This is a genomic window from Variovorax robiniae (genome assembly GCF_037889955.1).
GTDB lineage: Bacteria > Pseudomonadota > Gammaproteobacteria > Burkholderiales > Burkholderiaceae_C > Variovorax > Variovorax robiniae.
Genome location: NZ_JBBKZS010000002.1, coordinates 164536 through 190040, shown reverse-complemented (window position 1 = coordinate 190040; position 25505 = coordinate 164536). Strand labels below are relative to the sequence as shown.

At 66.0% G+C, this 25505-nt stretch carries 26 protein-coding genes; 11 read left to right on the top strand and 15 right to left on the bottom strand.

The features are described from left to right. Positions 1-1107 (bottom strand): S-(hydroxymethyl)glutathione dehydrogenase/class III alcohol dehydrogenase, encoded by a 1107-nt coding sequence (locus WKW79_RS05070; protein ID WP_340334025.1) that lies wholly within the window; start codon positions 1105-1107, stop codon positions 1-3. A 256-nt stretch (positions 1108-1363) separates the two neighbouring features. Here WKW79_RS05070 and WKW79_RS05065 point away from each other — a divergent pair, with 256 nt between their 5' ends. The 5 genes from WKW79_RS05065 to WKW79_RS05045 all read left to right on the top strand — a co-directional run bounded on the left by WKW79_RS05065 (position 1364) and on the right by WKW79_RS05045 (position 5780). Continuing rightward, positions 1364-1723: a hypothetical protein gene (locus tag WKW79_RS05065; protein WP_340334024.1), complete on the top strand. Its 360-nt coding sequence runs from the start codon at positions 1364-1366 to the stop codon at positions 1721-1723. Further along, a complete protein-coding gene (locus WKW79_RS05060; protein ID WP_340334023.1) occupies positions 1723-2640 on the top strand; it encodes a zinc ribbon domain-containing protein in 918 nt (305 codons plus the stop codon). The genes WKW79_RS05065 and WKW79_RS05060 overlap by 1 nt, the downstream gene beginning before the upstream one ends. A 133-nt stretch (positions 2641-2773) precedes the next feature. Continuing rightward, the gene (locus tag WKW79_RS05055) at positions 2774-3607 is read left to right on the top strand and encodes a shikimate dehydrogenase family protein (RefSeq protein WP_340334022.1); all 834 of its coding nucleotides are present in this window, start codon (positions 2774-2776) and stop codon (positions 3605-3607) included. Positions 3608-3637: 30 nt separating this feature from the next. Then, positions 3638-4087, top strand: a complete 450-nt coding sequence (gene aroQ, locus WKW79_RS05050) for a type II 3-dehydroquinate dehydratase (RefSeq protein WP_340334021.1) — start codon at positions 3638-3640, stop codon at positions 4085-4087. 142 nt (positions 4088-4229) lie between these two features. Continuing rightward, entirely contained in the window at positions 4230-5780 is a 1551-nt protein-coding gene (locus tag WKW79_RS05045; protein ID WP_340334020.1) for a serine hydrolase, read from the top strand. 18 nt (positions 5781-5798) lie between these two features. On the opposite strand, the gene dnaJ is transcribed toward WKW79_RS05045, so the two are convergent. From dnaJ to WKW79_RS04980, 13 genes are all read right to left on the bottom strand, one after another. Then, complete coding sequence (gene dnaJ, locus WKW79_RS05040; protein ID WP_340334019.1) at positions 5799-6938, bottom strand: molecular chaperone DnaJ; 1140 nt, start codon at positions 6936-6938, stop codon at positions 5799-5801. Between the two features lie 84 nt (positions 6939-7022). Then, positions 7023-8966: a molecular chaperone DnaK gene (dnaK, locus tag WKW79_RS05035; protein WP_340334018.1), complete on the bottom strand. Its 1944-nt coding sequence runs from the start codon at positions 8964-8966 to the stop codon at positions 7023-7025. A 118-nt stretch (positions 8967-9084) separates the two neighbouring features. Further along, a complete protein-coding gene (grpE, locus tag WKW79_RS05030) occupies positions 9085-9657 on the bottom strand; it encodes a nucleotide exchange factor GrpE (RefSeq protein ID WP_340334017.1) in 573 nt (190 codons plus the stop codon). Positions 9658-9934: 277 nt separating this feature from the next. After that, a complete protein-coding gene (locus tag WKW79_RS05025) occupies positions 9935-10285 on the bottom strand; it encodes an FKBP-type peptidyl-prolyl cis-trans isomerase (protein WP_340334016.1) in 351 nt (116 codons plus the stop codon). Positions 10286-10394: 109 nt separating this feature from the next. Then, positions 10395-10751, bottom strand: a complete 357-nt coding sequence (locus tag WKW79_RS05020; RefSeq protein ID WP_340334015.1) for a winged helix-turn-helix transcriptional regulator — start codon at positions 10749-10751, stop codon at positions 10395-10397. A gap of 166 nt (positions 10752-10917) precedes the next feature. Next, positions 10918-11781, bottom strand: a complete 864-nt coding sequence (gene asd / locus WKW79_RS05015) for an archaetidylserine decarboxylase (protein ID WP_340334014.1) — start codon at positions 11779-11781, stop codon at positions 10918-10920. Between the two features lie 151 nt (positions 11782-11932). Next, positions 11933-12925, bottom strand: coding sequence for a Bug family tripartite tricarboxylate transporter substrate binding protein (locus WKW79_RS05010; protein WP_340334013.1), 993 nt, complete (start codon positions 12923-12925; stop codon positions 11933-11935). Between the two features lie 112 nt (positions 12926-13037). Continuing rightward, positions 13038-13802 carry an SDR family NAD(P)-dependent oxidoreductase gene (locus tag WKW79_RS05005; RefSeq protein ID WP_340334012.1) on the bottom strand — a complete coding sequence of 255 codons (765 nt, stop codon included), beginning with the start codon at positions 13800-13802 and terminating at the stop codon, positions 13038-13040. A gap of 99 nt (positions 13803-13901) precedes the next feature. Then, positions 13902-15197 carry a TRAP transporter large permease gene (locus WKW79_RS05000; protein ID WP_340334011.1) on the bottom strand — a complete coding sequence of 432 codons (1296 nt, stop codon included), beginning with the start codon at positions 15195-15197 and terminating at the stop codon, positions 13902-13904. 4 nt (positions 15198-15201) lie between these two features. Then, the gene (locus WKW79_RS04995) at positions 15202-15690 is read right to left on the bottom strand and encodes a TRAP transporter small permease (protein WP_340334010.1); all 489 of its coding nucleotides are present in this window, start codon (positions 15688-15690) and stop codon (positions 15202-15204) included. Between the two features lie 121 nt (positions 15691-15811). Next, complete coding sequence (locus WKW79_RS04990; RefSeq protein ID WP_340334009.1) at positions 15812-16789, bottom strand: TRAP transporter substrate-binding protein; 978 nt, start codon at positions 16787-16789, stop codon at positions 15812-15814. Between the two features lie 39 nt (positions 16790-16828). Continuing rightward, positions 16829-17725 carry an SMP-30/gluconolactonase/LRE family protein gene (locus WKW79_RS04985; RefSeq protein WP_340334008.1) on the bottom strand — a complete coding sequence of 299 codons (897 nt, stop codon included), beginning with the start codon at positions 17723-17725 and terminating at the stop codon, positions 16829-16831. Between the two features lie 11 nt (positions 17726-17736). Then, the gene (locus tag WKW79_RS04980) at positions 17737-18558 is read right to left on the bottom strand and encodes an NAD-dependent epimerase/dehydratase family protein (protein ID WP_340334007.1); all 822 of its coding nucleotides are present in this window, start codon (positions 18556-18558) and stop codon (positions 17737-17739) included. 53 nt (positions 18559-18611) lie between these two features. Here WKW79_RS04980 and WKW79_RS04975 point away from each other — a divergent pair, with 53 nt between their 5' ends. From WKW79_RS04975 to WKW79_RS04950, 6 genes are all read left to right on the top strand, one after another. Then, positions 18612-19463, top strand: a complete 852-nt coding sequence (locus WKW79_RS04975; RefSeq protein ID WP_340334006.1) for a FadR/GntR family transcriptional regulator — start codon at positions 18612-18614, stop codon at positions 19461-19463. Between the two features lie 114 nt (positions 19464-19577). Next, a complete protein-coding gene (locus WKW79_RS04970) occupies positions 19578-20549 on the top strand; it encodes a Bug family tripartite tricarboxylate transporter substrate binding protein (protein ID WP_340334005.1) in 972 nt (323 codons plus the stop codon). 164 nt (positions 20550-20713) lie between these two features. Then, positions 20714-21631, top strand: a complete 918-nt coding sequence (gene kdgD, locus WKW79_RS04965; RefSeq protein WP_340334004.1) for a 5-dehydro-4-deoxyglucarate dehydratase — start codon at positions 20714-20716, stop codon at positions 21629-21631. A gap of 93 nt (positions 21632-21724) precedes the next feature. Then, a complete protein-coding gene (locus WKW79_RS04960; RefSeq protein WP_340334003.1) occupies positions 21725-22177 on the top strand; it encodes a nuclear transport factor 2 family protein in 453 nt (150 codons plus the stop codon). Between the two features lie 77 nt (positions 22178-22254). Continuing rightward, positions 22255-23691: an aldehyde dehydrogenase family protein gene (locus WKW79_RS04955; RefSeq protein WP_340334002.1), complete on the top strand. Its 1437-nt coding sequence runs from the start codon at positions 22255-22257 to the stop codon at positions 23689-23691. A 151-nt stretch (positions 23692-23842) separates the two neighbouring features. Further along, the gene (locus WKW79_RS04950) at positions 23843-24118 is read left to right on the top strand and encodes a hypothetical protein (RefSeq protein WP_340334001.1); all 276 of its coding nucleotides are present in this window, start codon (positions 23843-23845) and stop codon (positions 24116-24118) included. Between the two features lie 22 nt (positions 24119-24140). Here WKW79_RS04950 and WKW79_RS04945 read toward each other — a convergent pair whose 3' ends face one another. Beyond that, positions 24141-25421: an MFS transporter gene (locus tag WKW79_RS04945; protein WP_340334000.1), complete on the bottom strand. Its 1281-nt coding sequence runs from the start codon at positions 25419-25421 to the stop codon at positions 24141-24143. Positions 25422-25505: the final 84 nt, after the last annotated feature.

Below are 25505 nucleotides of genomic sequence, written 5' to 3'. Positions count from 1 at the left end.
TCAGTAGATCACCACGCCCCGGATCGACTCGCCGCGCTTCATCAGGTCGAAGCCCTTGTTGATGTCCTCCAGCGGCATCGTGTGCGTGATCAAGTCGTCGATGTTGATCTTGTTTTCCATGTACCAGTCGACGATCTTCGGCACGTCGGTGCGCCCACGTGCGCCGCCGAAGGCCGAGCCTTCCCACTTGCGGCCGGTGACGAGCTGGAACGGCCGCGTGCTGATCTCCGCGCCCGCCTCGGCCACGCCGATGATGATGCTGCGGCCCCAGCCCTTGTGCGTGCATTCCAGCGCCTGGCGCATCACCTGCGTGTTGCCGATGCATTCAAAGCTGTAGTCGGCGCCGCCGTCGGTCAGTTGCACGATCGCGTCGACCACGTTCGGCACGTTCTTCGGATTGATGAAGTGCGTCATGCCGAACTTGCGTGCCATCGCTTCGCGTTCGGGGTTCAGGTCGATGCCGATGATCTTGTCGGCGCCCACCATCTTCGCGCCCTGGATCACGTTGAGCCCGATGCCGCCCAGGCCGAACACCACCACATTGGCGCCGGCTTCCACCTTGGCCGTGAAGATCACCGCGCCGATGCCGGTGGTCACGCCGCAGCCGATGTAGCAGACCTTGTCGAAGGGCGCGTCCTCGCGGATCTTGGCCATCGAGATTTCCGGCGCGACCGTGTAGTTGCTGAAGGTGGAGGTGCCCATGTAATGGAAGATGGGCTTGCCGTCGAGGCTGAAGCGGCTGGTGGCATCGGGCATCAGGCCCTTGCCCTGCGTGCCGCGGATCAGCTGGCACAGGTTGGTCTTGCGGCTCAGGCAGAACTTGCACTGGCGGCATTCCGGCGTGTAGAGCGGGATGACGTGGTCGCCCTTCTTCAGCGTGGTCACGCCGGGACCGACGTCGACGACGATGCCCGCGCCCTCATGGCCCAGGATGGCCGGGAAGATGCCTTCCGGGTCGGCGCCGGAAAGGGTGTAGTAGTCGGTGTGGCAGATGCCCGTGGCCTTGATCTCGACCAGCACTTCGCCGAACTTCGGCCCCTCCAGGTCGACGGTTTCGATGGTCAGCGGGGCGGCGGATTTCCAGGCGACGGCGGCTTTGGTTTTCATGGGTGATGGGGCGGTTGGGCGGTGGATGACAGCGCCGACTATAGAGGGGAGTTCCTGTCGGCATGACGACGCGCGGGCGAAAAAGGAGCCCCCGCTTGGCTCTGACTTGGGCGGCTTCGAAGCTGAAGGGCTTCGTGCGCTTGCTCTTTACAGATTGCAAACTAATGTGTCTAAATGTGTCTTAGTGCACACAGCGAACCGGCCATCGAATGGCACGATTCCCGTCAACCCAACACCGCGTATTCCGCAACCCGCGATGACCACCATCTCCGAGCGAGCCCTTCTGGAGCGTGCCCTGATCGCCATCGAGCAAGTCATGGCCCGTAACAATGCGACCGGCCGTGCGGCCGATACGCCCGCCCGCCAGGCGATCGAGATGTGCCTGACCTCCGCCGCCGCGCTGGTGGACGTCGCGCAGGCGCTGCTGCGCGACGCCGCATCGCGCTCGCCCGAAGCCTTGGCCAGCGAGTGGCAGACCTTGATCGGCCACACCAAGACGGCCAGCCGCACGGCGCACCAGGCGGTGCTGGTGCTTTCGGCACAGCGGGATCTGGTTGCCGCGCAGGATGGCGTCCGAATCGCCGGCGAGTCGGCGGTGCCCGAGCACGCGCACTGATGGCCCTGGTCTGCCCGGCTTGCGGGACGGAAAACCGCTCTGTCGCCAAGTTCTGCATCGAGTGCATCGGCGCGCTGCCGGTGGGCTTCGAGCCGACGCAATTGGCGTCCCGGCCTGGCCCCGACGCTTCGGACGGCATGCCTTCGGCGCTGGCTGCATTCGCGGCGACTCCGTCACTACCGCCGTCGCAGGGCAGGGTGGATGCCGCTGTGCCACCTTCGGCGCGGGACAGGCTGAGTGCTGCCGCGCCGCCCCCGATGCATGAGACGAAGGGCCGCAAGGGCCTGTGGGTCAGCGTCGGCGCGTTGGCCATCGCGCTTGTCGTCGGCGCAGCGGGCTGGGCCGCCGCGGGCGCGGGGGGCTGGTACATCTACAAGGAGAAGGGCGGCAACGGGGGCGAGGAGCGCGAGCCGGTAGCGATTGTGACGACACCTTCCATTGCCGAACCAGCGCGTGCGCCGATCGCCATTGCCACAACCCCGGAGGCTTCGGCGCCATCCGCCAGGCCCGTCGTCGCATCTGCATCCGTACCTGCGCCGACCGCTTCGGCACCGGCCAGCGCCGCGCCAACTCCCTCCGTGCCGACGGTCGCATCGTCACTGTCGCCTGGCGAGGTGCTGGTCGCGGCGTCGCCAGAGGCAGGGCAGAACGTCGCGCCGCAGATTGAAAGACATTCGGGCACACCCGTCGCAACGGCTCCGGCGCGCGTTGCGCACAAGCCGCAAGCGGCACCGGCATCTGCCCCGCCCGCTTCCTCGCTGGCCAAGGCATGCGGCGACATGAACTTCATCGCCTCCGCGCGCTGCAAGGTGGCCGAATGCGCCAAGCCCGCGTTGCGCCAGACGGCCGAATGCAGGGTCGTGCAGGCGCAGCAGCGCCTGATGGAAGAAAAGCGCAACCCGACCCTGTCCAATTGAAGGGGTAAACCCCAAAAAAGATCGATAAACGATCAGTCACTTGCGCTGATCGATCGCCATGTGAACTGCCGGTGTGTACGTCGTGGAGCGAGCCTCCTAAAGTTGCGCTCCTACCAATCGGAGACACAACACCATGATCAGCGGCAAGACCACCCTCATCGCTCACATCGGCTACCCGACCGAGTCGTTCAAGGCGCCGATGATCTACAACCCATGGTTCGACGCCAAGGGCATCGACGCCGTGGTGATGCCGATGGGCGTCAAGCCCGACGACTACCCGGCCTTCCTGAAGACCCTGGCCACCGTGACCAACCTGCGCGGCGCGCTGGTCACGATGCCGCACAAGGTCACGACGATGAGCCTGGTCGACGAGGTGACGCCGACGGCGAAGATTGCCGGCGCCTGCAACGCCATCCTCAAGCGGCCGGACGGCACGCTGCTCGGCGACCAGTTCGACGGCGCCGGTTTCGTGCGTGGTGTCGAGCGCAAGGGCCGAGCGCTCAAGGGCACGCGCGTGCTGGTCTCGGGTGCTGGTGGTGTCGGGTCGGCCATCGCGGCCTCGCTGGCCGGTGCCGGTGTGGCCGAGTTGTCGCTGTTCGACATGAACACCGCCTCGGTCGAGGCCCTGGCCAATCGCCTGCGCGAACACTATCCGCAACTGGTGGTGAAGACCGGCTCCAAGGACCCGGCCGGCTTCGACGTGGTGGTCAATGCCACGCCGCTGGGCATGAAGGAGGGCGACCCACTGCCCTTCGACATCGACCGCATCGCGCCCACGACCTTCGTCGGCGAGGTGGTGATGAAGAGCGAATACACGCCGCTGCTGCAGGCCGCCAAGGACAAGGGCTGCGCGATCCAGGTCGGTACCGACATGCTGTTCGAGATGATCCCGGCGTACCTGGAGTTCTTCGGCTACGGGACCAGCACGCCAGACGAGTTGCGTGCCACCGCGCAGATTCAATATTGAGCAGAGACGACCACCCGACAATCAACGACCATGAAAAAAATCCTCGTCCTCAACGGCCCCAACCTCAACCTGCTCGGCACGCGCGAACCCGCCCAATACGGCTATGAAACGCTGGCCGATGTCGAGCGCATGTGCGCGGAGGCTGGCGACAAGCTCGGCGTCGCGATCGAATGCCGCCAGTCGAACCATGAAGGCCAACTGATCGACTGGATCCATGAGGCGGGCCGCGAGATCGCCGCTGGCAACATGATCGGCGTCGTGATGAACCCCGGCGCCTACACGCACACCTCGATCGCGCTGCACGACGCCATCAAGGGCGCGAGCGTGACGCTGATCGAACTGCACATCTCCAACGTGCATGCGCGCGAGGAGTTCCGCCACCACTCGTACATCTCGCCGGCCGCGCGCGGGATCATCGTCGGGCTGGGCGTGAAGGGCTATCCGCTGGCGATCGAAGCGCTGGTTCGCCTGGCTTCCTAATGCAAGTGGGGACTTGCTGCCGTCCGACGCAAGCCCTATGCACGTTGGCTGAATTGCGCCGGCCGCTTCCCGGCTGAAAAATCCCGGCTCGACCCGTGATCCCGGCGAACCCCGCCGGCGACGCGTGGCCCGGAGGGCCGACATGACGACACGACTGCGGCAACGTCGCGAGTTCCTTGGCGCCCTGGCAGCCTTCGGGCTCGTGGGATGCGGTGGAAGCGGTGGGCACAACCAGTTCGTTGTCGCGAACAGTTCCGCCGATGACGCGAGGCTCCAGGCCGCCGTCGACCAGATCGACGGCATGGCCAATGCGCTGATGCAGAAGTCGGGCCTGCCCGGCATGGCGGTCGCGGTGGTGCGCGGGGATCGGACGATCTATGCCAAGGGTTTCGGCACCCGGGTCGCCGGCACGCAGGCGCCGGTGGATGCCGACACGGTGTTCCAGCTTGCGTCGATGTCCAAGTCGATCGGCGCTTCCGCCGTGGCGCAGCAGGTCGGGCTGGGCGGCATCGCCTGGGACACGCCGGTGCGGCGCAACCTGCCGTGGTTCGAACTGAAGGATCCGGCCGTGAGCGCGCAACTCACCATCGGCGATCTCTATTCGCATCGTTCCGGCCTGCCCGAATTTGCCGGCGACCGGCTCGAGGACATGGGCTACGACCAGTTGCAGGTGCTCCAGCGCCTGCGCTACCTGCCGCTCGACCCGTTCCGCAACACCTACCACTACACCAACTTCGGGCTCACGGCCGGGGCCACCGCCGTTGCGACCGCGGCCGGCATGGACTGGGCGAGCTTGTGCGAGCGGGCGATCTACACGCCGCTGGGCATGAGCCGGACGAGTTCGCGTTTCGCCGACTTCCAGACACGGTCGAACCGCGTGGTGGGGCATGTCAAGGCCAACGGCGTCTATGTGCCGGGGCCTGTGCGGATGCCGGACGCGCAGGCGCCGGCCGCGAGCGTCACCTCGTCGGTGAACGACGTCGCGCGATGGCTGTCGATGATGCTGGGCCAAGGCGTCTACGCGGGCAAGACCATCGTCGACGCCTCGGCGCTGGCGGCCGCCGTGTCGCCGCAGATTCAGACCTCGCCCGCCAGCGCGGACCGTCCGGCGGGGCACTACGGCTTCGGCTTCAACGTCGGCACGACGGCGGCGGGCCATGCCTCGTTCAGCCACTCGGGCGCATTTGCGCTCGGGACGGGAACCGCCTTCACGGTGGTTCCGGCCACCGGCGTCGGCATGGTCGCGTTGACCAATGCCACGCCGATCGGCATCCCCGAGACGCTGGTGGCGCAGTTCTTCGACCTGGTGCAGTTCGGCTCGATCCAGCGGCCCTGGGCAGACATCCTCACCAACGCGTTCGCGCCATTTGCCGAGCCGGAAGGCTCGTTGGTCGGCATCGCGCGACCGACCCAGCCTGCGCCGGCGAAGGCGTTGTCAGCCTATGCCGGCACCTACGGCAACGCGTACCACGGCCCGGCGCAGGTGGTGCAGGAGGGTGGCGGCCTGGTGCTGGTGCTCGGCCCGACGCCGCTGCGGCTGCCGCTGACACATTGGGACGGCGACGTCTTCACCTTCACACTGTTCAACGAGAACGCTACGCCCGGCACGATTTCGAAGGCCAGCTTCGCGGGCGACCGCGTGACCTTGGAATACTACGACCGCCAAGGCCTCGGAACCTTCGTGCGCGGCTAGCGCGCCGCGCACGTCCGATCAGCTGAAGAACTCTTTGGCGCGATCGAACCAGCCCTTGTCCGTCGGGCTGTGCTTGTTCCCGCCCTTCTTCAGCGACTCGTCCAGTTCCTTCACCAGCTTGCGCTGGTGCTCGGTCAGCTTCACCGGCGTCTCGACGCGCACGTGGCAGTACAGGTCGCCCGGATAGCTCGAGCGCACGCCCTTGATCCCCTTCCCGCGCAGCCGGAACTGCTTGCCGCTCTGCGTGCCTTCGGGAATGTCGATCGCTGCCGCGCCCTTCAGCGTCGGCACGTTGATCTCGCCGCCCAGCGCCGCCGTCGTCATGCTCACCGGCACCACGCAGTGCAGGTCGTCGCCTTCGCGCTCGAACATGTCGTGCTTCTTCAGGCGGATCTCGATGTAGAGATCGCCCGGCGGGCCACCGTTGGTGCCGGGCTCGCCGTTGCCGGTGCTGCGGATGCGCATGCCGTCGTCGATGCCGGCCGGGATCTTCACTTCCAGCGTCTTGTTGTTCTTGAGCTTGCCAGCGCCGTGGCAGGTCGCGCACGGCTCGGGAATGATCTTGCCGCTGCCGTGGCATTGCGGGCAGGTCTGCTGCACGCTGAAGAAGCCCTGGCGCATCTGCACCGCGCCCTGCCCGTGGCAGGTGGTGCAGGTGATGGGCTTGGTGCCGGGCTTGGCGCCGCTGCCGTGGCAGGTGCCGCATTCGTCCCAGCTCGGGATGCGGATCTGCGAGTCCTTGCCTTCGGCCGCTTCCTCGAGCGTGATCTCCATCGCGTAGCTCAGGTCGCTGCCGCGGAACACCTGGCGCCCGCCGCCGGCGCGTCCGCGGCCCGCACCGCCGCCGAACACGTCGCCGAAGATATCGCCGAAGGCTTCCGCAAAGCCGCCGAAGCCTTCCGCGCCCGGCCCGCCGCGCATGTTGGGGTCGACGCCGGCATGGCCGTACTGGTCGTAGGCCGCGCGCTTCTGGCTGTCCGACAGCATTTCATAGGCCTCTTTCACCTCCTTGAACTTGATCTCGGCGTCCTTGCTGTCGCCGTGATTGCGGTCCGGGTGGTGCTTCATCGCGAGCTTGCGATAAGCCTTCTTGATTTCATCCTCGCTCGCGTTCTTCGGGACGCCGAGGGTTTCGTAATAGTCGCGTTTGGTGGCCATGTTCTGTCCGTGCGGGCTTCTCTACAAGCGGAAAAGGCTGGACCACCTTGGAGGGTGTTCCAGCCTTGATTCGGGGCTGCGGAATCAGCCCTTCTTGACTTCCTTGACTTCAGCGTCCACGACGTTGTCGTCGGCGGGCGCGCTGTTCGCGGCGTGCTGTTCCGCACCAGCGCCCGGACCGCCGGCGGCACCGCCGGCAGCGGCTTGCGCGTCGGCGTACATCTTCTCGCCGAGCTTCTGGCTCGCGGTCATCAGCGTGGCGGTCTTTTCCTCGATCGCGGCCTTGTCTTCACCCTTCAGGGCTTCCTCGACATCCTTGATCGCGGCTTCGATCTTTTCCTTCTCGCCGGCTTCCAGCTTGTCGCCGTGCTCGCCGAGCGACTTCTTCACGCTGTGAACCATGGCTTCGCCCTGGTTGCGGGCCTGCACCACTTCGACCTTCTTCTTGTCTTCCGCGGCGTTCAGCTCGGCGTCCTTCACCATCTTCTGGATCTCGTCTTCCGACAGGCCCGTGTTGGCCTTGATGGTGATCTTGTTTTCCTTGCCGGTGCCCTTGTCCTTGGCGCCGACGTGCAGGATGCCGTTGGCGTCGATGTCGAAGCTCACCTCGATCTGCGGCGTGCCGCGCGATGCCGGCGGGATGCCTTCGAGGTTGAATTCACCGAGCAGCTTGTTGCCCGAGGCCACTTCACGCTCGCCCTGGAACACCTTGATCGTCACGGCCGGCTGGTTGTCTTCCGCGGTCGAGAAGGTCTGCGCGAACTTGGTCGGGATCGTGGTGTTCTTCGTGATCATCTTGGTCATCACGCCGCCCATCGTCTCGATGCCGAGCGACAGCGGGGTCACGTCCAGCAGCAGCACGTCCTTGCGGTCGCCGCTCAGCACCTGGCCTTGAATGGCGGCGCCGACGGCCACGGCTTCGTCAGGGTTCACGTCCTTGCGCGGTTCCTTGCCGAAGAATTCCTTCACCTTTTCCTGCACCTTGGGCATGCGGGTCATGCCGCCGACCAGGATCACGTCGCTGATGTCGCTCACGCTCACGCCGGCATCCTTGATGGCGGTGCGGCAGGGGGCGATGGTGCGCTCGATCAGTTCGTCGACCAGCGATTCGAACTTGGCGCGCGTCAGCTTGATGTTCAGGTGCTTCGGACCCGAGGCATCGGCCGTGATGTAGGGCAGGTTGACGTCGGTGGCCGGGCTGTTCGACAGCTCGATCTTGGCCTTTTCCGCGGCTTCCTTCAGGCGTTGCAGCGCGAGCACGTCCTTGCTCAGGTCGACGCCCTGTTCCTTCTTGAACTCGCCGATGATGTAGTCGATGACGCGCTGGTCGAAGTCCTCGCCGCCCAAGAAGGTGTCGCCGTTGGTCGACAGCACTTCGAACTGCTTCTCGCCGTCCACGTCCGCGATCTCGATGATCGACACGTCGAAGGTGCCGCCGCCGAGGTCATACACGGCGATCTTGCGGTCGCGCTTGTCCTGCTTGTCCAGGCCGAAGGCCAGCGCCGCGGCGGTGGGTTCGTTGATGATGCGCTTGACGTCGAGGCCGGCGATGCGGCCGGCATCCTTGGTGGCCTGGCGCTGGCTGTCGTTGAAGTAGGCCGGCACCGTGATCACGGCTTCGGTCACGGTCTCGCCGAGGTAGTCTTCGGCGGTCTTCTTCATCTTGCGCAGGATCTCGGCGCTGACTTGCTGGGGCGCCAGCTTCTTGTTGCGGGCTTCGACCCAGGCGTCGCCGTTGTCGGCCTTGATGATGGCGTAGGGCATCAGGTCGATGTCCTTCTGCACTTCCTTCTCGTCGAACTTGCGGCCGATCAGGCGCTTGACGGCGTACAGCGTGTTCTTGGGGTTCGTCACGGCCTGGCGCTTGGCCGAGGCGCCGACCAGCACTTCACCGTCTTCCTGGTAGGCCACGATCGACGGCGTGGTGCGCGCGCCTTCCGAGTTCTCGATCACACGCGTGGTGTTGCCTTCCATGATCGACACGCACGAGTTGGTGGTGCCGAGGTCGATGCCGATGATTCTGCCCATTTGATAGCTCCTGAAATCTGTAAGAGTGAGGTTGTGTAGAACGTGTGGATAACCGCGCGGGATTCAAGGGATGAAGCGGGGGTTTCCTGTGGATTCGTCTGTATGGAACGGCGTCGGGTCAGCCAGCCTGGCTGACCGTGACGAGCGCGGGGCGCAGCACGCGCTCGGCGATCGTGTAGCCCTTCTGCAGCACCGTGACCACGGTGTTGGCTTCCTGCTCCGGCGCCGGCACGACCGAGATGGCCTGGTGCTGGTGTGGATCGAACTTGCTGCCGGCGGCCGGCGCGATCTCGATGACCTTGTTGCGCTCGAGCGCGCTCTTCAGTTGGCGCAGCGTGGCTTCGGCGCCTTCGCGCATCTGCTCGGGGGTCGCGTCGGCATGCGACAGGCCGGCTTCGAGGCTGTCGGTGACGGGCAGCAGGCTTTCGGCGAAGGCCTCGACCGCGAACTTGCGCGCCTTGGTGATTTCTTCGTCGGCGCGGCGGCGGGCGTTCTGCACGTCGGCCTGGGCCCTCAGGACCTGGTCCTTCATCGTCGCGTTTTCTGCTTGCAGCGCGGCCAGCTCGGCCTGTGCCACGGTCAGGGCGTCTTGCGCCTCGGCGGCGGTCGCGGCCTGAGCGGCTTCAATCTCTTCGGGGCTGGGTTCGCCCGTGAGCTGATAGGGATCGATGGGGGTTGTTTCTGCTGACATGGTCTAAAAACAGTGGATTCCGCCCGAAGTGGGGCCGTTTGGGGCCGTTTCAAGCGAAAAAATGCGTTGTGAGACGCTTTTTGGGCCGGCGGACCTGGCTTTCCAGAAACGCCGCCGAAGCGGCTTGGCCGGGCCACAGGTGACGCCCCGGCAGACGAGGGCGACACGCAGTGGCGGGAAGCTTGGCGGACGAGCGATGGATCGCCGGGCCGCTGTGATTGCTCCGGGCGGGAGAAGTGGCGACCCCGAGAGTCGCGATGCCCGGGGCGGGCCTGGTTCAGTGTGCGTCGAGCAGCTCGACGTCGAACTTCAGCGTGGCGTTCGGCGGGATCACGCCGCCGGCGCCGTGTGCGCCATAGCCCAGCGAAGCCGGGATGATCAGCGTGCGCTGGCCGCCGATCTTCATGCCGGCCACGCCTTCGTCCCAGCCCTTGATGACCTGGCCCGCGCCCAGCGAGAACGCGAAGGGGTCGTTGCGGTCGCGGCTGGAGTCGAACTTGGCGCCTTGCACGCCGTCGTTGTAGAGCCAGCCGGTGTAGTGCACGTGCACGTGGTGGCCAGGCTTGGCTTCGGCGCCGTCGCCGGTCTTGGTGTCTTCGAATTGAAGGCCGGAGGGGGTGGTAGGCATGGAGGTCTCCTGGACGGTCGGAAAATGCGGAACCGCGCAGTTTAACGGCCTCAGGTGCCAGTTCCTGCCGCTTGCCCCCGAGGGCAGCGGCTTCGGTGCCGTGTCGCGTTTACTTGAGGAGGGGGGCGCTGCTGGTCGCTGCCGCTGCGGCCGCGGCAGCCGCCTTTTTGGCCGGTCCGCCCTGCCACTTGCCGGCGAAGGCCTGCAGGTCCGACAGGCGCTTGAGCAGATCCTGCCCGATCAGGGTGAGGCTGTAGCCGTCGCTGCCGTGGTGAACGATGCCGGCCTCGCGCAATTCCTTGATGCGGGTGTTGAGCGTGTTGGGGGTGATGCCGCCGACGCTGTCCTGCAGCAGGCGGAAGGTTTGCGCGTGGCCGTCGCGCAGGGCCCAGAGCACGCGCAGTGCGTAGCGAGCCTCGAGCAGCGCCAGCAACTGGCTGACGGCTGCGTTTTCCTTCATGCTCATCGGCACTTGTCTCCTTGGGAAAGGCGGTCTGCTGGCGGTGCTCACTCGCTGGGCCGCGCATCTCCGCTGCCCGGACCGGACGGGGACTATATCCCGGAAGGAAATCTGCTGCTACAAGTTTTATAGCTAACCAAGCCCACTGCATGCGGGCTGTGGCGCCGAAGCATCATTGCGTATCGGACGGCGACACGCGGTTGGCCATGACCTCGCCGAGCCGCACCGGCCGCGCCGGAACCCAGACCGGGTTGAACGCGAGTTGCGGGGCCGGGAACAGCAGGACGACGGTCGAGCCCAGCAGGAAGCGACCCATTTCCTCGCCCTGCTGCAGCACGATCTGCTTGTCTTCGTAGCGCCATTCGCGCGGCGTGCCGTGGCGCGGCGGATTGACCACGCCGTGCCATGTGGTCGCCATGCTGCCGACGATGGTGGCGCCCACCAGCACCAGCGCGAAGGGACCGAGTTCCGACTCGAACAGGCAGACCACGCGCTCGTTGCGCGCGAACAGCCCGGGCACGCCGCGCGCGGTGGTGGGGTTGACCGAGAACAGGTCGCCCGGCACATGGGTCATCCGCAACAGGCGCCCGGTGCAGGGCATGTGGATGCGGTGATAGTCCTTGGGACTCAGGTAGATGGTGGCGAAGCTGCCGTTGTTGAACTGCCTGGCCAGGTCCTCGCCGCTGGCGAGCAGCGCGGCGGTGCTGTAGTGATGGCCCTTGGCCTGGAAGACCTGGTCGCCCTCGATTCGGCCGAACTGGCTGATGGCGCCGTCCACTGGGCAGACCAGGTCGGCCTTGGCCAGCGGACGCGCGCCGGGCTTGAGCGCGCGCGTGAAGAACGAATTGAAGGTCTTGTAGGCGCGGATGTCACTCTCGAGCGCCTCGCTCATGTTCACGCCGTACTTGGCGACGAAGCGCTTGATGATCCAGGTTGTGACCTCGCCGCGTTCCTTGCCGGCGACCCAGCCCGCGAAATTCGTCAGCGCCTGCTTGGGGATCAGGTACTGGGGCAGGACGGCAGTGCGGTCGGACAAGATGAAGGGCCTGGATTGCGGAGAGAGGGCGCATTCTAAGGAAAGGGCCGCGATGTTCCCTTCCTTCGTACTGCGCGTTTCCCCTGTACTCAGCGCGTCCGGCAGCGGATTGAAGTGCCTCCCGATGCAGGCCGAGGACGCGTCGCCGGGACTACTCGGGCTTGATGTTCGCGGCCTTGATGACCGCCGCCCACTTGTCGACTTCCGCCTTCTGGAAGCTCGCGATCTGCGCGGTCGTCATGTCGGCCGGCGCCATGCCGAAGCTGGTGAGCTTCTCTTGCATGTCGGGCTTGGCGAGGATCTTGCGGATCTCGGCGTGCAGCCGGTCGATGACCGGCGCGGGCGTGCCGGCCGGCACGAAGATGGCCTGCCACGACACCACCTCGAAGTCCTTCAGGCCGTTGATGCCGGACTCGGCCACGGTCGGCACGTCGGGCATCGAGGGCAGGCGCTTGGCCGAGGTCACGGCGATCGCGCGCAGCTTGCCGCTCTGGATGTGCGGGCCGGCCACGACGGTGGTGTCGAACATCATGTCGACCTGGCCGCCGATCACGTCCTGGATGGCCGGGCCGCTGCCCTTGTACGGGATGTGCGTGAACTTCACGCCCGACTTGTAGGCCAGCAGTTCCAGCGCCAGGTGCTGCGAGGTGCCGGTGCCGGCCGATGCCGACGAGAGCCCGCCGGAGCCCGCCTTGGCCTTGCTCGCGTCGATCACGTCCTTCAGCGTCTTGTACGGGCTGGCCTGGTTCACCACCAGCACCACCGGGTTGGTGCCGATGAGCGTGACCGGCGCGAAGGACTTCTGCGGGTCGTAGCCCAGCTTGGGATACAGGCTCACGTTGATCGCGTGCGAGCTGATGGTGCCGCCCAGCATCGTGTAGCCGTCCGGCGCCGCGCGCGCCGCGATCTCGGAGCCGACGCTGCCGCCCGCGCCGCCCTTGTTGTCGATGATGACCGAAGTGCCCAGCGCGGTGCCGAGCTGCTGCGCGATCAGTCGGGCCAGCACGTCGGTGGTGCCGCCGGCCGGGAAGGGCACGATGTAGGTGATGGTCTTGCCCGTGGGCCATGCGCCTTGCGCGAAGGCGGGGAGGGCGCCCGTGGCGAGGGAGGCGATGGCGGACTGGACGAGGGTGCGGCGTTGCATGGATATGTCTCCCGGATTTCGGGTCTCGATAGGAACTGAAATGGGCCCGCGGCTCCCTCGGCGTCCGCGGGTGGCGCTGTTGTTATTTTTGCGTCTTGCGAGCGATGGGGGCTCAGGGCATGTACTGGCCGCCGTTGACTTCGAGGATCTGTCCGGTCACGTAGCCCGACAGGCTTTCCGAGGCCAGGTACAGGAAGGCGCCGACGCATTCCTCCGGCTCGCCGATGCGGCCCAGCGGGATCGCGCCCTTGAAGGATTCGAGCATCGCAGGGGTCGAGAAGCGGTCATGGAAGGGCGTCTGGATCACGCCGGGCGCGACAGCGTTGACGCGGATGTTGTCGGGCGCCAGTTCCCTCGCGAGACCGTGCGTTGCGGTGCTGACGAAACCCTTGGCGCCGGCATAGAGATATGCACCCGGTCCACCGCCGGTGCGTGCCGCCACCGACGACACGTTGATGATGCTGCCTCCCTTCTTGCGTGCGCGCATCAGCGGCACCACTTCGCGACAGAAGGCGAGCACGGAGCGGGCGTTGATGTGCATGACCTCGTCGAACAAGGCGTCGTCGAGGTCGGCGATCGGTACGCGCTTGACCAGGCTGCCGGCGTTGTTGACCAGCACGTCGACGCCGCCCAGCTTGTCGTTGGCCTCCTGCGTGGCGGCCTTGATGGCGGCGGTGTCGCGCACGTCGGCGCGCAGGGTGAAGGCGTCGCCGCCGGCGGCCTTGATCGTGGCGACCACCTTCTCCGCCGCATCGGCCGAGCTGTTGTAGTGCACCGCCACGCGCATGCCGCGCGCCGCATAGGCGATGGCCACCGCTGCGCCGATGCCGGTGCTGGCGCCGGTGATCAATGCTGTCTTGCCCTTGAGATCGTCCATGTCGTTCCTTTGCTCTTGTTCAATGCTGCGTCGGCTTGCCCAGGGAACACCGCAGACCCGGGCTTGCCGGACCGCGGGTGTTGCCGCTGGGAGCGAACCTTATTTCACCACCATGTACAGACTCGGCAGCCAGGTCGAGAACGCCGGCACGAAGGTCACCACGCCCAGCGCGAAGATCAGCGCGCCGTAGAACGGCCAGATCGTCTTCATCACCGTGCCCACCGACACGCCGCCGATCGCGCACCCCACGAACTGCGTGGTGCCCACGGGGGGGGTATTCAGGCCCAGCGCGCAGTTGATCAGCATCACCACGCCGAACTGCACCGAAGTCATGCCGTACTGCTGCGCGATCGGCAGGAAGATCGGCGTGCACAGCAGGATGGTCGCGGCCATGTCCAGGAAGGTGCCCAGCACGAACAGGATGATGTTGATCAGCAGGAAGATCATCCACGGCGTGGTCGTGATCTGGGACAGCATCTGGCCCGTAAGTTCGGCCACGCCGTACAGGCTGATGAGGTAGCCGAAGGTGCTGGAGATGCCGATCAGCAGCAGGATCACGCCGGTGGTGCGCACCGCCTTGGAGGCCGCCTTCACGAAGTGCTCCCACTTCAGCGTGCGGTACACGAAGATCGTGAGCGCCAGCGCATAGAGCACCGCCACGGCCGCCGATTCGGTCGCGGTGAACACGCCGGACAGGATGCCGCCGAGGATCAGCACGACGATGAACAGGCCCGGCAATGCGGCCGCGAACGAGCGCGCCACGATGCTCCAGCCCGGGAAGCTCCCGGCCGGATAGCCGCGCTTCACGGCCACCAGGTAGGCCGCCGCCAGGTTGCTGATGGTCAGCACCGCCGCCGGCGCCAGGCAGGCCAGGATCAGCGCCGCGATCGACACCTTGCCGCCCGCCGCGAGCGAATAGATGATGAGGTTGTGGCTGGTCGGCATCAGCGCGCCGACGAGGGCCGCGTGCGTCGTCACATTGACGGCGTAGTCGGCGTGATAGCCCTCCTTCTTCATCATTGGGATCATCACGGCGCCCATGGCCGAGACGTCCGCCACGGGCGAGCCTGAGACGCCACCGAACAGCGTGCAGGCCACCACGTTCGACATGCCCAGGCCGCCGCGCACGTGCCCGATCAGCGCACGCGCGAAGTTGACGATGCGATCTGCAATGCCGCCATAGAGCATCAGCTCGCCGGCAAAGATGAAGAAGGGAATGGCCAGGAACGAGAAGATGCCCATGCCCGAGGTCATCTGCTGGAAGCCCACCGCCAGCGGCAGGCCTTCATACAGCAGCGTGGCCAGGGCCGACAGCCCGATCGAGAAGGCCACCGGCACGCCGAGCAGCAGGAACAGCGTGAAGGACACGCACAGGATCAACAGAGGAATGGTCATGGCTTCAGCCCCAGGCGGGTTCGACTTCGCCGCCCTTGGCCAGCGCGATGATGTGTTCGATGGAGAACATCACGATGAGCACGCCCGCAAAGGTGGCGGGCACGTATTTCCAGCCTTCGGAGATCCACAGCGTCGGCAGGCGGTAGTCCCACACGGAGATCGCCAGCTCGCCGCAGCCCATGGCCATGGCAAAGCCGAACAGCAGGATCAGCGCGTGGATGAGGTATTCCATCTTCAGGCGCAGCCAGTCGGGCGCGAGCACCAGGAAGGATTCGAGGCCGATGTGGCCCGCGTCACGCACGCCGACGGCCACGCCTAGCATCGTGACGTAGAGCACCAGCAGCAGCGCCAGGCTTTCCGCCCAGGTGGGGGTGTTGTTGAGCACGTAGCGGCCGAACACCTGCCAGCTCACGCAGCAGATCACTGCCACGAGACCGAAGATGCCGAGCCACATGCAGGCACGCGCGAGCGTGCGGCAGAGTTTGGTGTACATGGTTTATTTGTTTCTCCCTCCCCCCTTGGGGGAGGGTAGGGGTGGGGGCATGCGGTGCGTCGTTGGGGCGCAGGTTTGCCCCCATCCCGACCTTCCCCCAAAGGGGGAAGGAGTGAAGGCACTACTTCGTGTCCTGCACCCGCTTGACCAGATCCTTGAGCTTGGCATCGGTGATGAACTTGTCGTACACCGGCTTCATCGCGGCCTGGAACGGCGCCTTGTCCACGTCGATGATCTCGGCGCCGCCGGCCTTCACGGTGGCGAGCGACTTGACCTCACGCGCTTCCCACTGCTTGCGCATGTAGGGCACCGACTCCTTGGCCGCCTGGCGCAGCCAGCCTTGCTCTTCGGGCGAGAGCTTGTCCCACACGCGCTTGGAGAACAGCAGCACTTCCGGCGCCATCGAATGCTCGGTCTTCGAGTAGTACTTGGCCACTTCGAAGGCGCGCGCGCTTTCATAGGTGGGGTAGTTGTTCTCGGCGCCGTCGATCAGGCCGGTCTTCAGGCCCGTGTAGACCTCGCCCATCGGCATCGGCGTGGCGTTGGCGCCCATGGCTTCGAGCATCGACACCCACAGGTCGGACTGTTGAACGCGGATCTTCAGGCCCTTCATGTCGGCGAAGGAGCGCACCGGCTTCTTGGCGGTGAACATCGAGCGTGCGCCGCTGTCGTAGTAGGCCAGGCCCACGAAGCCCTGCTTCTCGCAGGACTTCAGGATCTCCTCGCCGACCGGGCCGTCCAGCACCTTGTGCAGGTGGTCGACCGAGCGGAACAGGAAGGGCATCGTCGGCACTTGCGTTTCCGGGCAGATGTTGTTCATCGGCGCGATGTTCACGCGGACCATCGACAGGGCGCCGATCTTGGTCTGCTCGATGGTGTCCTTCTCCTGGCCCAGCGCGCTGTTGTTGAAGACCTTGATGGTGTGCTTGCCGCCGGAGAGTTCCTTCAGGCGCTCGCCCATGAACTTGACGGCCGTCACGGTCGGGTAGTCATCCGGATGGATGTCGGCCGAGCGGAACTCCGTGGCCTGGGCGGAAACGCCGGCCAGTGCGGCGAACGCGCCGGCAGCCAGGGCGATCAGGGATTGCTTCAATTTCATGTTGTCGTCCTCGGGTTGGTGCTATCGAAAATCACAGGGTCAAAAAACACATTCGGGCTCGGGCAGGCCTTGCACGCCGGGGCGCAGTGCGAAGAGGCCGCCGGCCAGGGGTTGGTCGCTCAGGTCGCCGCCGGGGCGGATCGAGGTGACGTACAAGGTGTCGAGTCGGGCGCCGCCAAAGGCGCACATCGCGGGCTTCTTGACCGGCACGGCGAGCGAGCGGTCCAGCTTGCCCTCGGGCGTGAAGCGATGCACCAGGCCGGCGTCGTTGCCGCAGATCCAGTAGCAGCCGTCGGCATCGACGGCGGCGCCATCGGGGCGGCCGGGCAGGGGATTCATGTCGACGAAGACGCGTCGGTTGTGCGGCGTGCCGCTGGCGGTGTCGTAGTCGAAGGCCCAGATGGTCTGCACGTTGGGATGCGAGTCCGACAGGTACATGGTCTTGCCGTCGGGGCTGAAGGCCATGCCGTTGGGGACGATCAGGTGCTCGAGTTGCAGGCGCAGCGCGACCTCGGCGTTGACGTCGCGCTGGTAGCGGTAGACACGGCCGACATCGCGTGCCGCGGCCATGTCCATCAGCATGGTGCCGGCCCAGAAGCGGCCCTGCCGGTCGCAGCGGCCGTCGTTGAAGCGCATGCCGTGCTGGGCATGGGCCACGCCCGCGACGGACGAGGTGGCGAGCGTGCCGTCGTCGCGGGTGCCGATGGCGAAGATGCCGCTTTCCATGCCGGCGATCCACTGGCCGGGATGGCCCTTGCGCGGTGCGATGCAGGCGAGCATCTCCTCGCCGGTCCAGACGGTGTGCGCGCCGGCCTCGTCGATGCGATGGAGTTGCTTCGCAGGAATGTCGACCCAGTAGAGCGCCTGCTCGTCGGCACGCCACACCGGGCTTTCACCGGTGCCGTTGCGCGCATCGAGGACGAGTTCTGCTTGCATCGCGCGCGTGCTCAATCGCCGAACGGGCCTTGCGCCGTGAAGGCGCCGCCCTGGTAGATGGCGTTGGGGTCGGTGGGCGCAACCGGCGGCTGCGCCTCGACCTTCTCGCGGAACGGTTCCGAGCTGTCCTGCGGCGCGAAGCCCAGCTTCGCGGCGGCGCTGTTGTCCCACCACACGACCTTGTTGTCCGACATGCCGTAGACCACGGTGTGCTTCACGTCGGGCGTGAACAGGCATTTCTCGATCAGCGTCGTCAGGTCGCGATAGCTGAGCCAAGAACTCATCATCCGGCGGTTGAGCGGCTCGGGGAAAGACGAGCCGATGCGGATGCTCACGGTCTCGATGCCGTAGCGGTCGAAATAGAACTGCGCCATGTCTTCGCCGAAGGACTTGGACAGGCCGTAGTAGCCGTCGGGCCGGCGATGGGCATGGGCGTCGATGTGCTCATCCTGCTTGTAGAAGCCGATGACGTGGTTGGAACTGGCGAACACCACGCGCTTGACATCATGGCGGCGAGCGGCCTCGTAGACATGGAAGATGCCGCGGATGTTGGCTTCCAGGATTTCCTCGAAGGGGCGCTCGACCGAGACGCCGCCCAGGTGGACGATGGCGTCGCAATCGGCCAGCAGCGCGTCGACCGCCTGCTTGTCCGACAGGTCGCAGGGCACCACTTCCTCGTGCGGGCCGGCGGCGGGCGCCATGCCGGCGATGTCCGACAAGCGCAGCACGTCCGCATAGGGTTGCAGGCGCTCGCGCAGCACCTTGCCGAGTCCGCCGGCAGCGCCGGTCAGGAGGATTCGGTGCAGCTTGTTCGGGGTCTGAGAATTCGGCATAGAGATGTAACTTAACTGTTGTCGTACAACGAGTGGCGGATTATCATCGTTGCATGGTCGCCAGTGTTACGGGTAATTACCTAGTCAATGAGCCTCCTGCGACAGCGCCGCAGGAGGTCCCCCATGCCGTTGCCACGGAGTTCGTCGGACAGCCGCGGCGCCGCGCGCGCGGGCTGGCGCACGGCCTCGTCGAGGATTTGAGCGACAAGATCCGCAACCAGGTGCTGCGCCCCGGCGACAAACTGCCGACCGAATCCGAAATCATGCAGGCCTACAGCGTCAGCCGCACCGTGGTGCGGGAGGCGCTGTCCAAGCTGCAGGCGGCGGGGCTGGTCGAGACGCACCACGGCGTGGGCACCTTCGTGCTGCAACCGCGGGCGGGCGGGGTGTTCCGGCTCGACCCGGGCGAGATCGCCGCCTCGGTCGACGTGCTGGCGGTGCTCGAGTTGCGCATCAGCCTGGAAACCGAATCCGCCGGCCTGGCCGCGAGCCGGCGCACCGAGGAGCAACTCGTCGCGATGCGGCAGGCTCTGGAAGACTTCCAGCACAACGTGGCGACGGCCGGCGACACCGTCTCGCCCGACTTCCGCTTCCACCTGCAGATCGCGCAGGCCACGGGCAATCCGTACTTCGCGGACATCATGAGCCACCTGGGCACCACGATCATCCCGCGCACGCGCATCAGCGCGATCCGCAACATCGACCGTGGCGGCGCCTACCTGAGCCGGGTGAATCGCGAGCACGAGGAAATCTACGCCGCCATCGCGCGGCGCGACCCCGAGTCGGCCCGGGCCGCCATGCGCATCCACCTGACCAACAGCCGCGAGCGCCTGCGCGTCGCGCAGGAAGAAGCGCAGAAGGCCGCCGCGCCGGCTTCGCCAGCCGCGCCTCCGACAGAAACCTGAAGTTTTTTTGGGGCAATCCGCTGGACGGGTTGTATTTTTAGTTGTACGATGACTGACAACTTAGGATCGCGCTGAAATGAGCCGGCGCTTGCACTCACTTTCAAGGAGACAACCATGAGCACTACCCGTCGCACCCTTCTTGCCGCCGGCCTGCTGGCCGCGGCGCCCTTCGCGGCCCTGGCGCAAGCACCGGCCTGGCAGCCCACCAAGCCGATCAAGATCATCGTGCCGTACCCGGCGGGTGGCTCGTCGGACATCATTGCGCGCGCCATCAGCCAGCCGCTGTCGGTGGCGCTGGGCCAGCCGGTCATCGTCGAGAACAAGGCCGGCGCGAATGGCAACCTCGGCGCCGACTTCGTCGCCAAGTCCACGCCCGATGGCTACACCATCCTGTTGTGCGACGTGGGCGCGCTGGCGATCAGCCCGTCGGTGTTCAAGCTGTCATTCGATCCGTCCACGGACTTGCGCGGCGTGACCATGCTGGCCTACTCGCCGCACCTGTTGGTGGTGCATCCGTCGGTGAAGGCCAACAACCTGAAGGAACTGGTCGCGTTGTCCAAGAGCAGCGACATGAACTTCGCCGTGACGGCGACCGGCAGCGCGCCGCACCTGGCCGGCGTGGCACTGCAGCGCGCCGTGGGCGCCAAGTGGACCTACGTGCCCTACAAGGGTGGCGTGCAGGCAATCCAGGACACCGTCGCCGGCCAGACCCAGATCCTCATGAACGGCATGCTGGCCACGCTGCCGCAGGTGCAGGGCGGCAAGCTCAAGGTGCTGGGGGTGTCGAAGGCCACCCGCATGCCGCTGCTCGGCGACGTGCCCACCATCGCCGAACAGGGCGTGCCCGGATACGAGACCGGCACCTGGCAAGGCGTTCGCGTCGCCAAGGGCACGCCGGACGCGATCATCCAGCGCCTGAACAAGGAACTGATCACGATCATCCGCTCCGCCGACATCCGCTCGCGCCTGGCTGCGCAAGGCGCCGAGGTCGTGACGATGTCTCCCGCCGAAGAAGAAGCGTTCTTCAACAAGGAACGTGCGCGCTGGGCCAAGGTAGTCAAAGAAGCCGACATCAAACTGGATTGAGTCACGAATCTTCCTACTGCGGCCACCGATCTCGGGCCTGCGGTGCTCGCCGCACGGGAGTGCGGCTGCGCTCCTCGACCCGACCTCGGTGCCCTCGCTACGGAATCTTTGCGACTCAACGGCCCCGTTTTTTCTGTCAACACCACCACTGAACGTTTTCACAAATGAACCCGCAAGAACTCAAGACAATCATGGGCTCCGGCCTGCTCTCGTTTCCGCTGACCGACTTCGATGCGAACGGCGACTTCAACAAGAAGGGCTATGAAAAGCGCCTCGAATGGCTGGCGCCGTATGGTGCGAGCGCGCTGTTTGCCGCTGGCGGCACGGGCGAGTTCTTCTCGCTGACCGGCGCGGAATATCCGGGGATCATCAAGACGGCAGTGGACACCTGCAAGGGCGTGGTGCCGATCATTGCCGGCGCGGGCGGCCCGACACGCTTTGCGATCGAATGCGCACAAGCCGCCGAGAAGGCCGGCGCGCACGGCATCCTGCTGCTGCCGCACTACCTCACCGAAGCCGGCCAGGAAGGCCTGGCGGCCCACGTGGAGGCGGTGTGCAAGAGCGTGAACTTCGGCGTGATCATCTACAACCGCGGCTCGACGCGCTTCAAGCCCGAGACGCTGGCCAAGCTGGCCGAGCGCAACCCGAACCTGGTCGGCTTCAAGGACGGCATCGGCGACATCGAGACCATGGTTGCGATCTACCAGCGCATGGGCGACCGCTTCGCCTACCTGGGTGGCCTGCCGACCGCCGAGGTCTATGCCGCCGCGTACAAGGCGATGGGCACGCCGGTGTATTCGTCGGCTGTCTTCAACTTCATCCCGAAGACGGCGATGGATTTCTACCACGCGGTAGCAAACGATGACATGGCCACGCAGCATCGCCTGCTGAAGGACTTCTTCATGCCGTACCTGGACCTGCGCAACCGCACGCAAGGCTACGCGGTCAGCATCATCAAGGCCGGCGCCAAGATCGTCGGCCACGATGCCGGCCCGGTGCGCACGCCGCTGACCGACCTGAAGGCGGACGAGATGGAAATGCTCAAGGCCCTCATCGACAAGCTCGGCCCGCAAGGCCTGTAATCGGCCCGGCGTCGCGGACCGGCACAGCGCCGGTTCCGTGATGTCCCCTGAAGAGATCCGCCAAGAATTGACAACAACCGAAGGAGACTCCAGATGCTGAAGAAACTGATCCTCATCGCGACCGCTGCGTTCGCACTCGCCGGCTGTGCCGGCATGTCCGGCGGCGCCTCGCCGGGCGACGAGCAGGCCGTGGCCGCCGCGGCCGAGAAGCTGCGCGTGGCGATGATCGACCCGACGCCCGCCGCGCTCAATCCGCTGCTGGCCGACGACCTGAGCTACGGTCATTCGGGCGGCAAGGTCGACACGAAGACCACCTTCGTCGCCGACCTGATGAGCAAGGCCTCGGACTTCGTCACCATCGCGATCACGGACCAGACCATCAAGGTGGTCGGCAACGCCGCGATCGTGCGGCACACGCTCACGGCCGACACGCTGGATGGCGGCAAGCCCGGCAAGGTCAGCATCAAGATCCTCGGCGTCTGGCAGAAGCAGGGCGGCGAATGGAAGCTGCTCGCGCGCCAGGCCGTGCGGCCGCCGGCGCCGTGAACGCGATTCAATAGTCAGCAAGGCCGAGGCGGCATACGCTTCGGCCTTCCCGTTTTCCACACCAAGGACACGCACACATGCAACAACACGACAACCTCATCGGCGGCCAGTGGACCAAGGGCAACGCCTACAGCCCCAACCTGAACCCGTCGAACCTCGGCGACACGATCGCCGAGTACACGCAGGGCGATGCCACCCACGTCGAAGCCGCCGTGGCCGCCGCCACCGCCGCCTTCCCGGCCTGGGCCACGGGCAGCATCCAGGCACGCTCGGACGCACTCGACAAGATCGGCACCGAGATCCTCGCGCGCCGCGAAGAACTCGGCACGCTGCTGTCGCGCGAAGAAGGCAAGACCAAGGCCGAAGGCATCGGCGAAGCCACGCGCGCCGGCCAGATCTTCAAGTTCTTCGCCGGTGAATGCCTGCGCCTGTCGGGCGAGACGCTGCCCTCGGTGCGCCCGAACATCGGCGTCGAGATCACGCGCGAGCCGGTCGGTGTCGTCGGCCTGATCACGCCGTGGAACTTCCCGATCGCGATCCCCGCCTGGAAGATCGCGCCGGCCCTGGCTTTCGGCAACTGCGTGGTGCTGAAGCCCGCCGACCTGGTGCCGGGCTCCTCGTGGGCGTTGGCCGAGATCATCAGCCGCTCGGGCATCCCGGCGGGCGTGTTCAACCTCGTGATGGGCCGTGGCAGCGTCATCGGCAACGCGTTGGTGAACCATCCCGGCATCCATGCGATCAGCTTCACCGGTTCGGTGGGCGTGGGCCGCAACATCGCGATCCAGTGCGTGACCAACCACAAGAAGGTGCAACTGGAGATGGGCGGCAAGAACCCGCAGATCGTGCTGGACGATGCCGACCTGGCGCAGGCCGTCGAACTCAGCGTGCAGAGCGCCTTCTATTCGACCGGCCAGCGCTGCACCGCATCCAGCCGCCTGATCGTCACCGAAGGCATCTACCCCAAGTTCATTGCCGCGATGCAGGAACGCATGGCGAAGATCAAGGTGGGCGATGCGCTGGCCGCTGGCACGGACATTGGCCCCGTGTCGAGCCAGTCGCAACTGGACCAGGACCTGGAGTACATCGCCATCGGCAAGGGCGAAGGCGCCACGCTGGCTGCGGGCGGCGAACGCCTGAAGCTGGGCACCGAGGGCTACTACATGTCGCCGGCGCTGTTCAGCGAATCGGTGGCGTCGATGCGCATCAACAAGGAAGAGATCTTCGGCCCGGTGGCGAGCGTCATCCGGGTGAAAAACTACGAGGAAGCACTGGCCACGGCCAACGACACCGAGTTCGGCCTGTCGGCGGGCATCGCCACCACGAGCCTGAAGTACGCGACGCACTTCAAGCGCCACAGCCAGGCCGGCATGGTGATGGTCAACCTGCCGACGGCGGGTGTGGACTATCACGTGCCCTTCGGCGGTCGCAAGGGCTCTAGCTACGGGCCGCGTGAACAGGGCCGCTACGCGCAGGAATTCTTCACCACGGTGAAGACGGCTTACACGCTGGCGTAAGACGCTTCCACACGGGCGCCGGGAAAGCGCCGAACATCCGAAGGCACGGTCCGCTGCGCAGTGGCCCGTGCCTTTGTTCCTCGTCGAAAGGACGAGCGGAAAACACAATTCCTGCATTGCGAGGCTTCACTCGCGCCCAGGAGTCGTTGCCATGTTTTCCGAGATCAATCTTCCCGCCGCCTTGATGCAGGCCTTTGCCGCCGCACTGGTGCTGTGGGTGGCCGTGCCTGATGCACACGCCGAATTGCCGTCGCCCACGGCCAAACCCTTCGTCGTCGAATTGCGCCAGCAATATCGCGGCGACGGCCAAGCCATTCCGTGGTCCTACAAGCGAATGGCGCAAGTGCAGAACCTGCGCGACACGTTCCCCGGGCTGAAGTCGCTGCGGTTCGAGGGTGCGAGCTTCGTTGCAGCGTCCAGGGGGTGAACGCTTCGGCCGCGTCGCCGTATCAAGGCCGCGCCCTGTCGTGTCGCATTTGCCGCGCGGCGGCCCACCAGATCCCGCTGGCCAGCAAGCCGAACAGGCCGGTCGCTGCAAGGCCGATCGCCAGGCCCCGGTAGCCATCGCCGAACGCCTGTGACAGGGTTCCGACCAGCAGGGGCCCCCAGGCACCGCCCAGCAGGAACAGCGCGGCGATCGAGGCGCCCCATGCGAGGCTCCTGAACTTCGCTGGAACGATGTCCTGCACAGCGGCGGCCGCCGCCGGAAACGCCATGGCGACGCCGATGCTGTGCAATGACATCATCGCCGCGCCGAAGTACATCAGCACCTCATTGTGCCGGTCCAGGCCTGCCACCAGCGACAGCCAGAGGAACACCGAGGCCATGGCGGCACCGGTCGCCGCCAGTCGCATGCGGCCGCCCGGATGCCTGCGCTGCCAGCGGTCCGCGACGATCCCTCCAAGGATCGGGCCGAGCAGGCCGATGGCGGTGAAGGCGCCCATGAGGTAGCCCGCCTTGTCCTCCTGGAGGTCGTAGGCGCGCATGAGGAGCGCCGGAAGCCAGGTGCTCACGGAGACCTGCAGCACCGCGTTCATGCCCAGGCCCACCCACACCCAGCGCAGTGTGCGGATCCGGATCAGCTGGCGCAGGTTCGCCAGCAGGGAGCCGCCCACGGTGTCGCTGTTGTCGGACCTGGGCAAGCGGTAGTCCTGCATGAAGAACGCAAGGATGCCGAGCACGATCCCGGCGACTCCGAACACGTAGAAGGGCATGCGCCAGCCGTACTTCGCAGAAAGGTAGCCGCCGCCGGTCACGCCCAGGAACACACCGACGGTGATGAAGGCATTGAGGATGCCGAGTTTCCTGGCGCGCTGCTCTTCAGGAAACGACGCGGAAACCAGCGCCGTGCTGCCCGGGCCGAACCCCGCCTCGCCGACTCCGACGCCGAGGCGCGCCACCAGCAGCGACGCGATCCCGCCCGCCATGCCGGTGAACAGGGTGCAGGCGCTCCAGAAGATGGCCGTGAGGCCCAGCATGTACCGGCGGCTCCAGGCGTCGACCAGGTGCGACACCGGGATCACGAAGAAGATGACGCCGAGGAAGTAGGCCGAACTGGCAAGGCCGACCTGCGCATCGCTCAGGGCCATGTCCCGCCGCATCGGCTCCAGCACCACCGCCATGACCTGCCAGTCGGCACTGCACATGGCATGGAGCAGCGAGCAGATGGCGAGCACGTAGAACGCCCTTTTTCCGCCCACCTCGAAGCGGCCCGACTCCTCCTCGCGCATGCCAAGTTCCTCCCTGAACGCGCGCCATTCTGGAGCATGCCGTGCGGGAGCACAACATGTCATTCAGTATTCACTACATCGGAT

Excerpts from the sequence above, each read along its gene's own strand:
- WKW79_RS05070 (WP_340334025.1), bottom strand. The coding sequence starts at position 1,107 with ATGAAAACCAAAGCCGCCGTCGCCTGGAAATCCGCCGCCCCGCTGACC.
- WKW79_RS05065 (WP_340334024.1), top strand. The coding sequence starts at position 1,364 with ATGACCACCATCTCCGAGCGAGCCCTTCTGGAGCGTGCCCTGATCGCC.
- WKW79_RS05060 (WP_340334023.1), top strand. The coding sequence starts at position 1,723 with ATGGCCCTGGTCTGCCCGGCTTGCGGGACGGAAAACCGCTCTGTCGCC.
- WKW79_RS05055 (WP_340334022.1), top strand. The coding sequence starts at position 2,774 with ATGATCAGCGGCAAGACCACCCTCATCGCTCACATCGGCTACCCGACC.
- aroQ (WP_340334021.1), top strand. The coding sequence starts at position 3,638 with ATGAAAAAAATCCTCGTCCTCAACGGCCCCAACCTCAACCTGCTCGGC.
- WKW79_RS05045 (WP_340334020.1), top strand. The coding sequence starts at position 4,230 with ATGACGACACGACTGCGGCAACGTCGCGAGTTCCTTGGCGCCCTGGCA.
- dnaJ (WP_340334019.1), bottom strand. The coding sequence starts at position 6,938 with ATGGCCACCAAACGCGACTATTACGAAACCCTCGGCGTCCCGAAGAAC.
- dnaK (WP_340334018.1), bottom strand. The coding sequence starts at position 8,966 with ATGGGCAGAATCATCGGCATCGACCTCGGCACCACCAACTCGTGCGTG.
- grpE (WP_340334017.1), bottom strand. The coding sequence starts at position 9,657 with ATGTCAGCAGAAACAACCCCCATCGATCCCTATCAGCTCACGGGCGAA.
- WKW79_RS05025 (WP_340334016.1), bottom strand. The coding sequence starts at position 10,285 with ATGCCTACCACCCCCTCCGGCCTTCAATTCGAAGACACCAAGACCGGC.
- WKW79_RS05020 (WP_340334015.1), bottom strand. The coding sequence starts at position 10,751 with ATGAGCATGAAGGAAAACGCAGCCGTCAGCCAGTTGCTGGCGCTGCTC.
- WKW79_RS05010 (WP_340334013.1), bottom strand. The coding sequence starts at position 12,925 with ATGCAACGCCGCACCCTCGTCCAGTCCGCCATCGCCTCCCTCGCCACG.
- WKW79_RS05005 (WP_340334012.1), bottom strand. The coding sequence starts at position 13,802 with ATGGACGATCTCAAGGGCAAGACAGCATTGATCACCGGCGCCAGCACC.
- WKW79_RS05000 (WP_340334011.1), bottom strand. The coding sequence starts at position 15,197 with ATGACCATTCCTCTGTTGATCCTGTGCGTGTCCTTCACGCTGTTCCTG.
- WKW79_RS04995 (WP_340334010.1), bottom strand. The coding sequence starts at position 15,690 with ATGTACACCAAACTCTGCCGCACGCTCGCGCGTGCCTGCATGTGGCTC.
- WKW79_RS04990 (WP_340334009.1), bottom strand. The coding sequence starts at position 16,789 with ATGAAATTGAAGCAATCCCTGATCGCCCTGGCTGCCGGCGCGTTCGCC.
- WKW79_RS04985 (WP_340334008.1), bottom strand. The coding sequence starts at position 17,725 with ATGCAAGCAGAACTCGTCCTCGATGCGCGCAACGGCACCGGTGAAAGC.
- WKW79_RS04980 (WP_340334007.1), bottom strand. The coding sequence starts at position 18,558 with ATGCCGAATTCTCAGACCCCGAACAAGCTGCACCGAATCCTCCTGACC.
- WKW79_RS04975 (WP_340334006.1), top strand. The coding sequence starts at position 18,612 with ATGGTCGCCAGTGTTACGGGTAATTACCTAGTCAATGAGCCTCCTGCG.
- WKW79_RS04970 (WP_340334005.1), top strand. The coding sequence starts at position 19,578 with ATGAGCACTACCCGTCGCACCCTTCTTGCCGCCGGCCTGCTGGCCGCG.
- kdgD (WP_340334004.1), top strand. The coding sequence starts at position 20,714 with ATGAACCCGCAAGAACTCAAGACAATCATGGGCTCCGGCCTGCTCTCG.
- WKW79_RS04960 (WP_340334003.1), top strand. The coding sequence starts at position 21,725 with ATGCTGAAGAAACTGATCCTCATCGCGACCGCTGCGTTCGCACTCGCC.
- WKW79_RS04955 (WP_340334002.1), top strand. The coding sequence starts at position 22,255 with ATGCAACAACACGACAACCTCATCGGCGGCCAGTGGACCAAGGGCAAC.
- WKW79_RS04950 (WP_340334001.1), top strand. The coding sequence starts at position 23,843 with ATGTTTTCCGAGATCAATCTTCCCGCCGCCTTGATGCAGGCCTTTGCC.
- WKW79_RS04945 (WP_340334000.1), bottom strand. The coding sequence starts at position 25,421 with ATGCGCGAGGAGGAGTCGGGCCGCTTCGAGGTGGGCGGAAAAAGGGCG.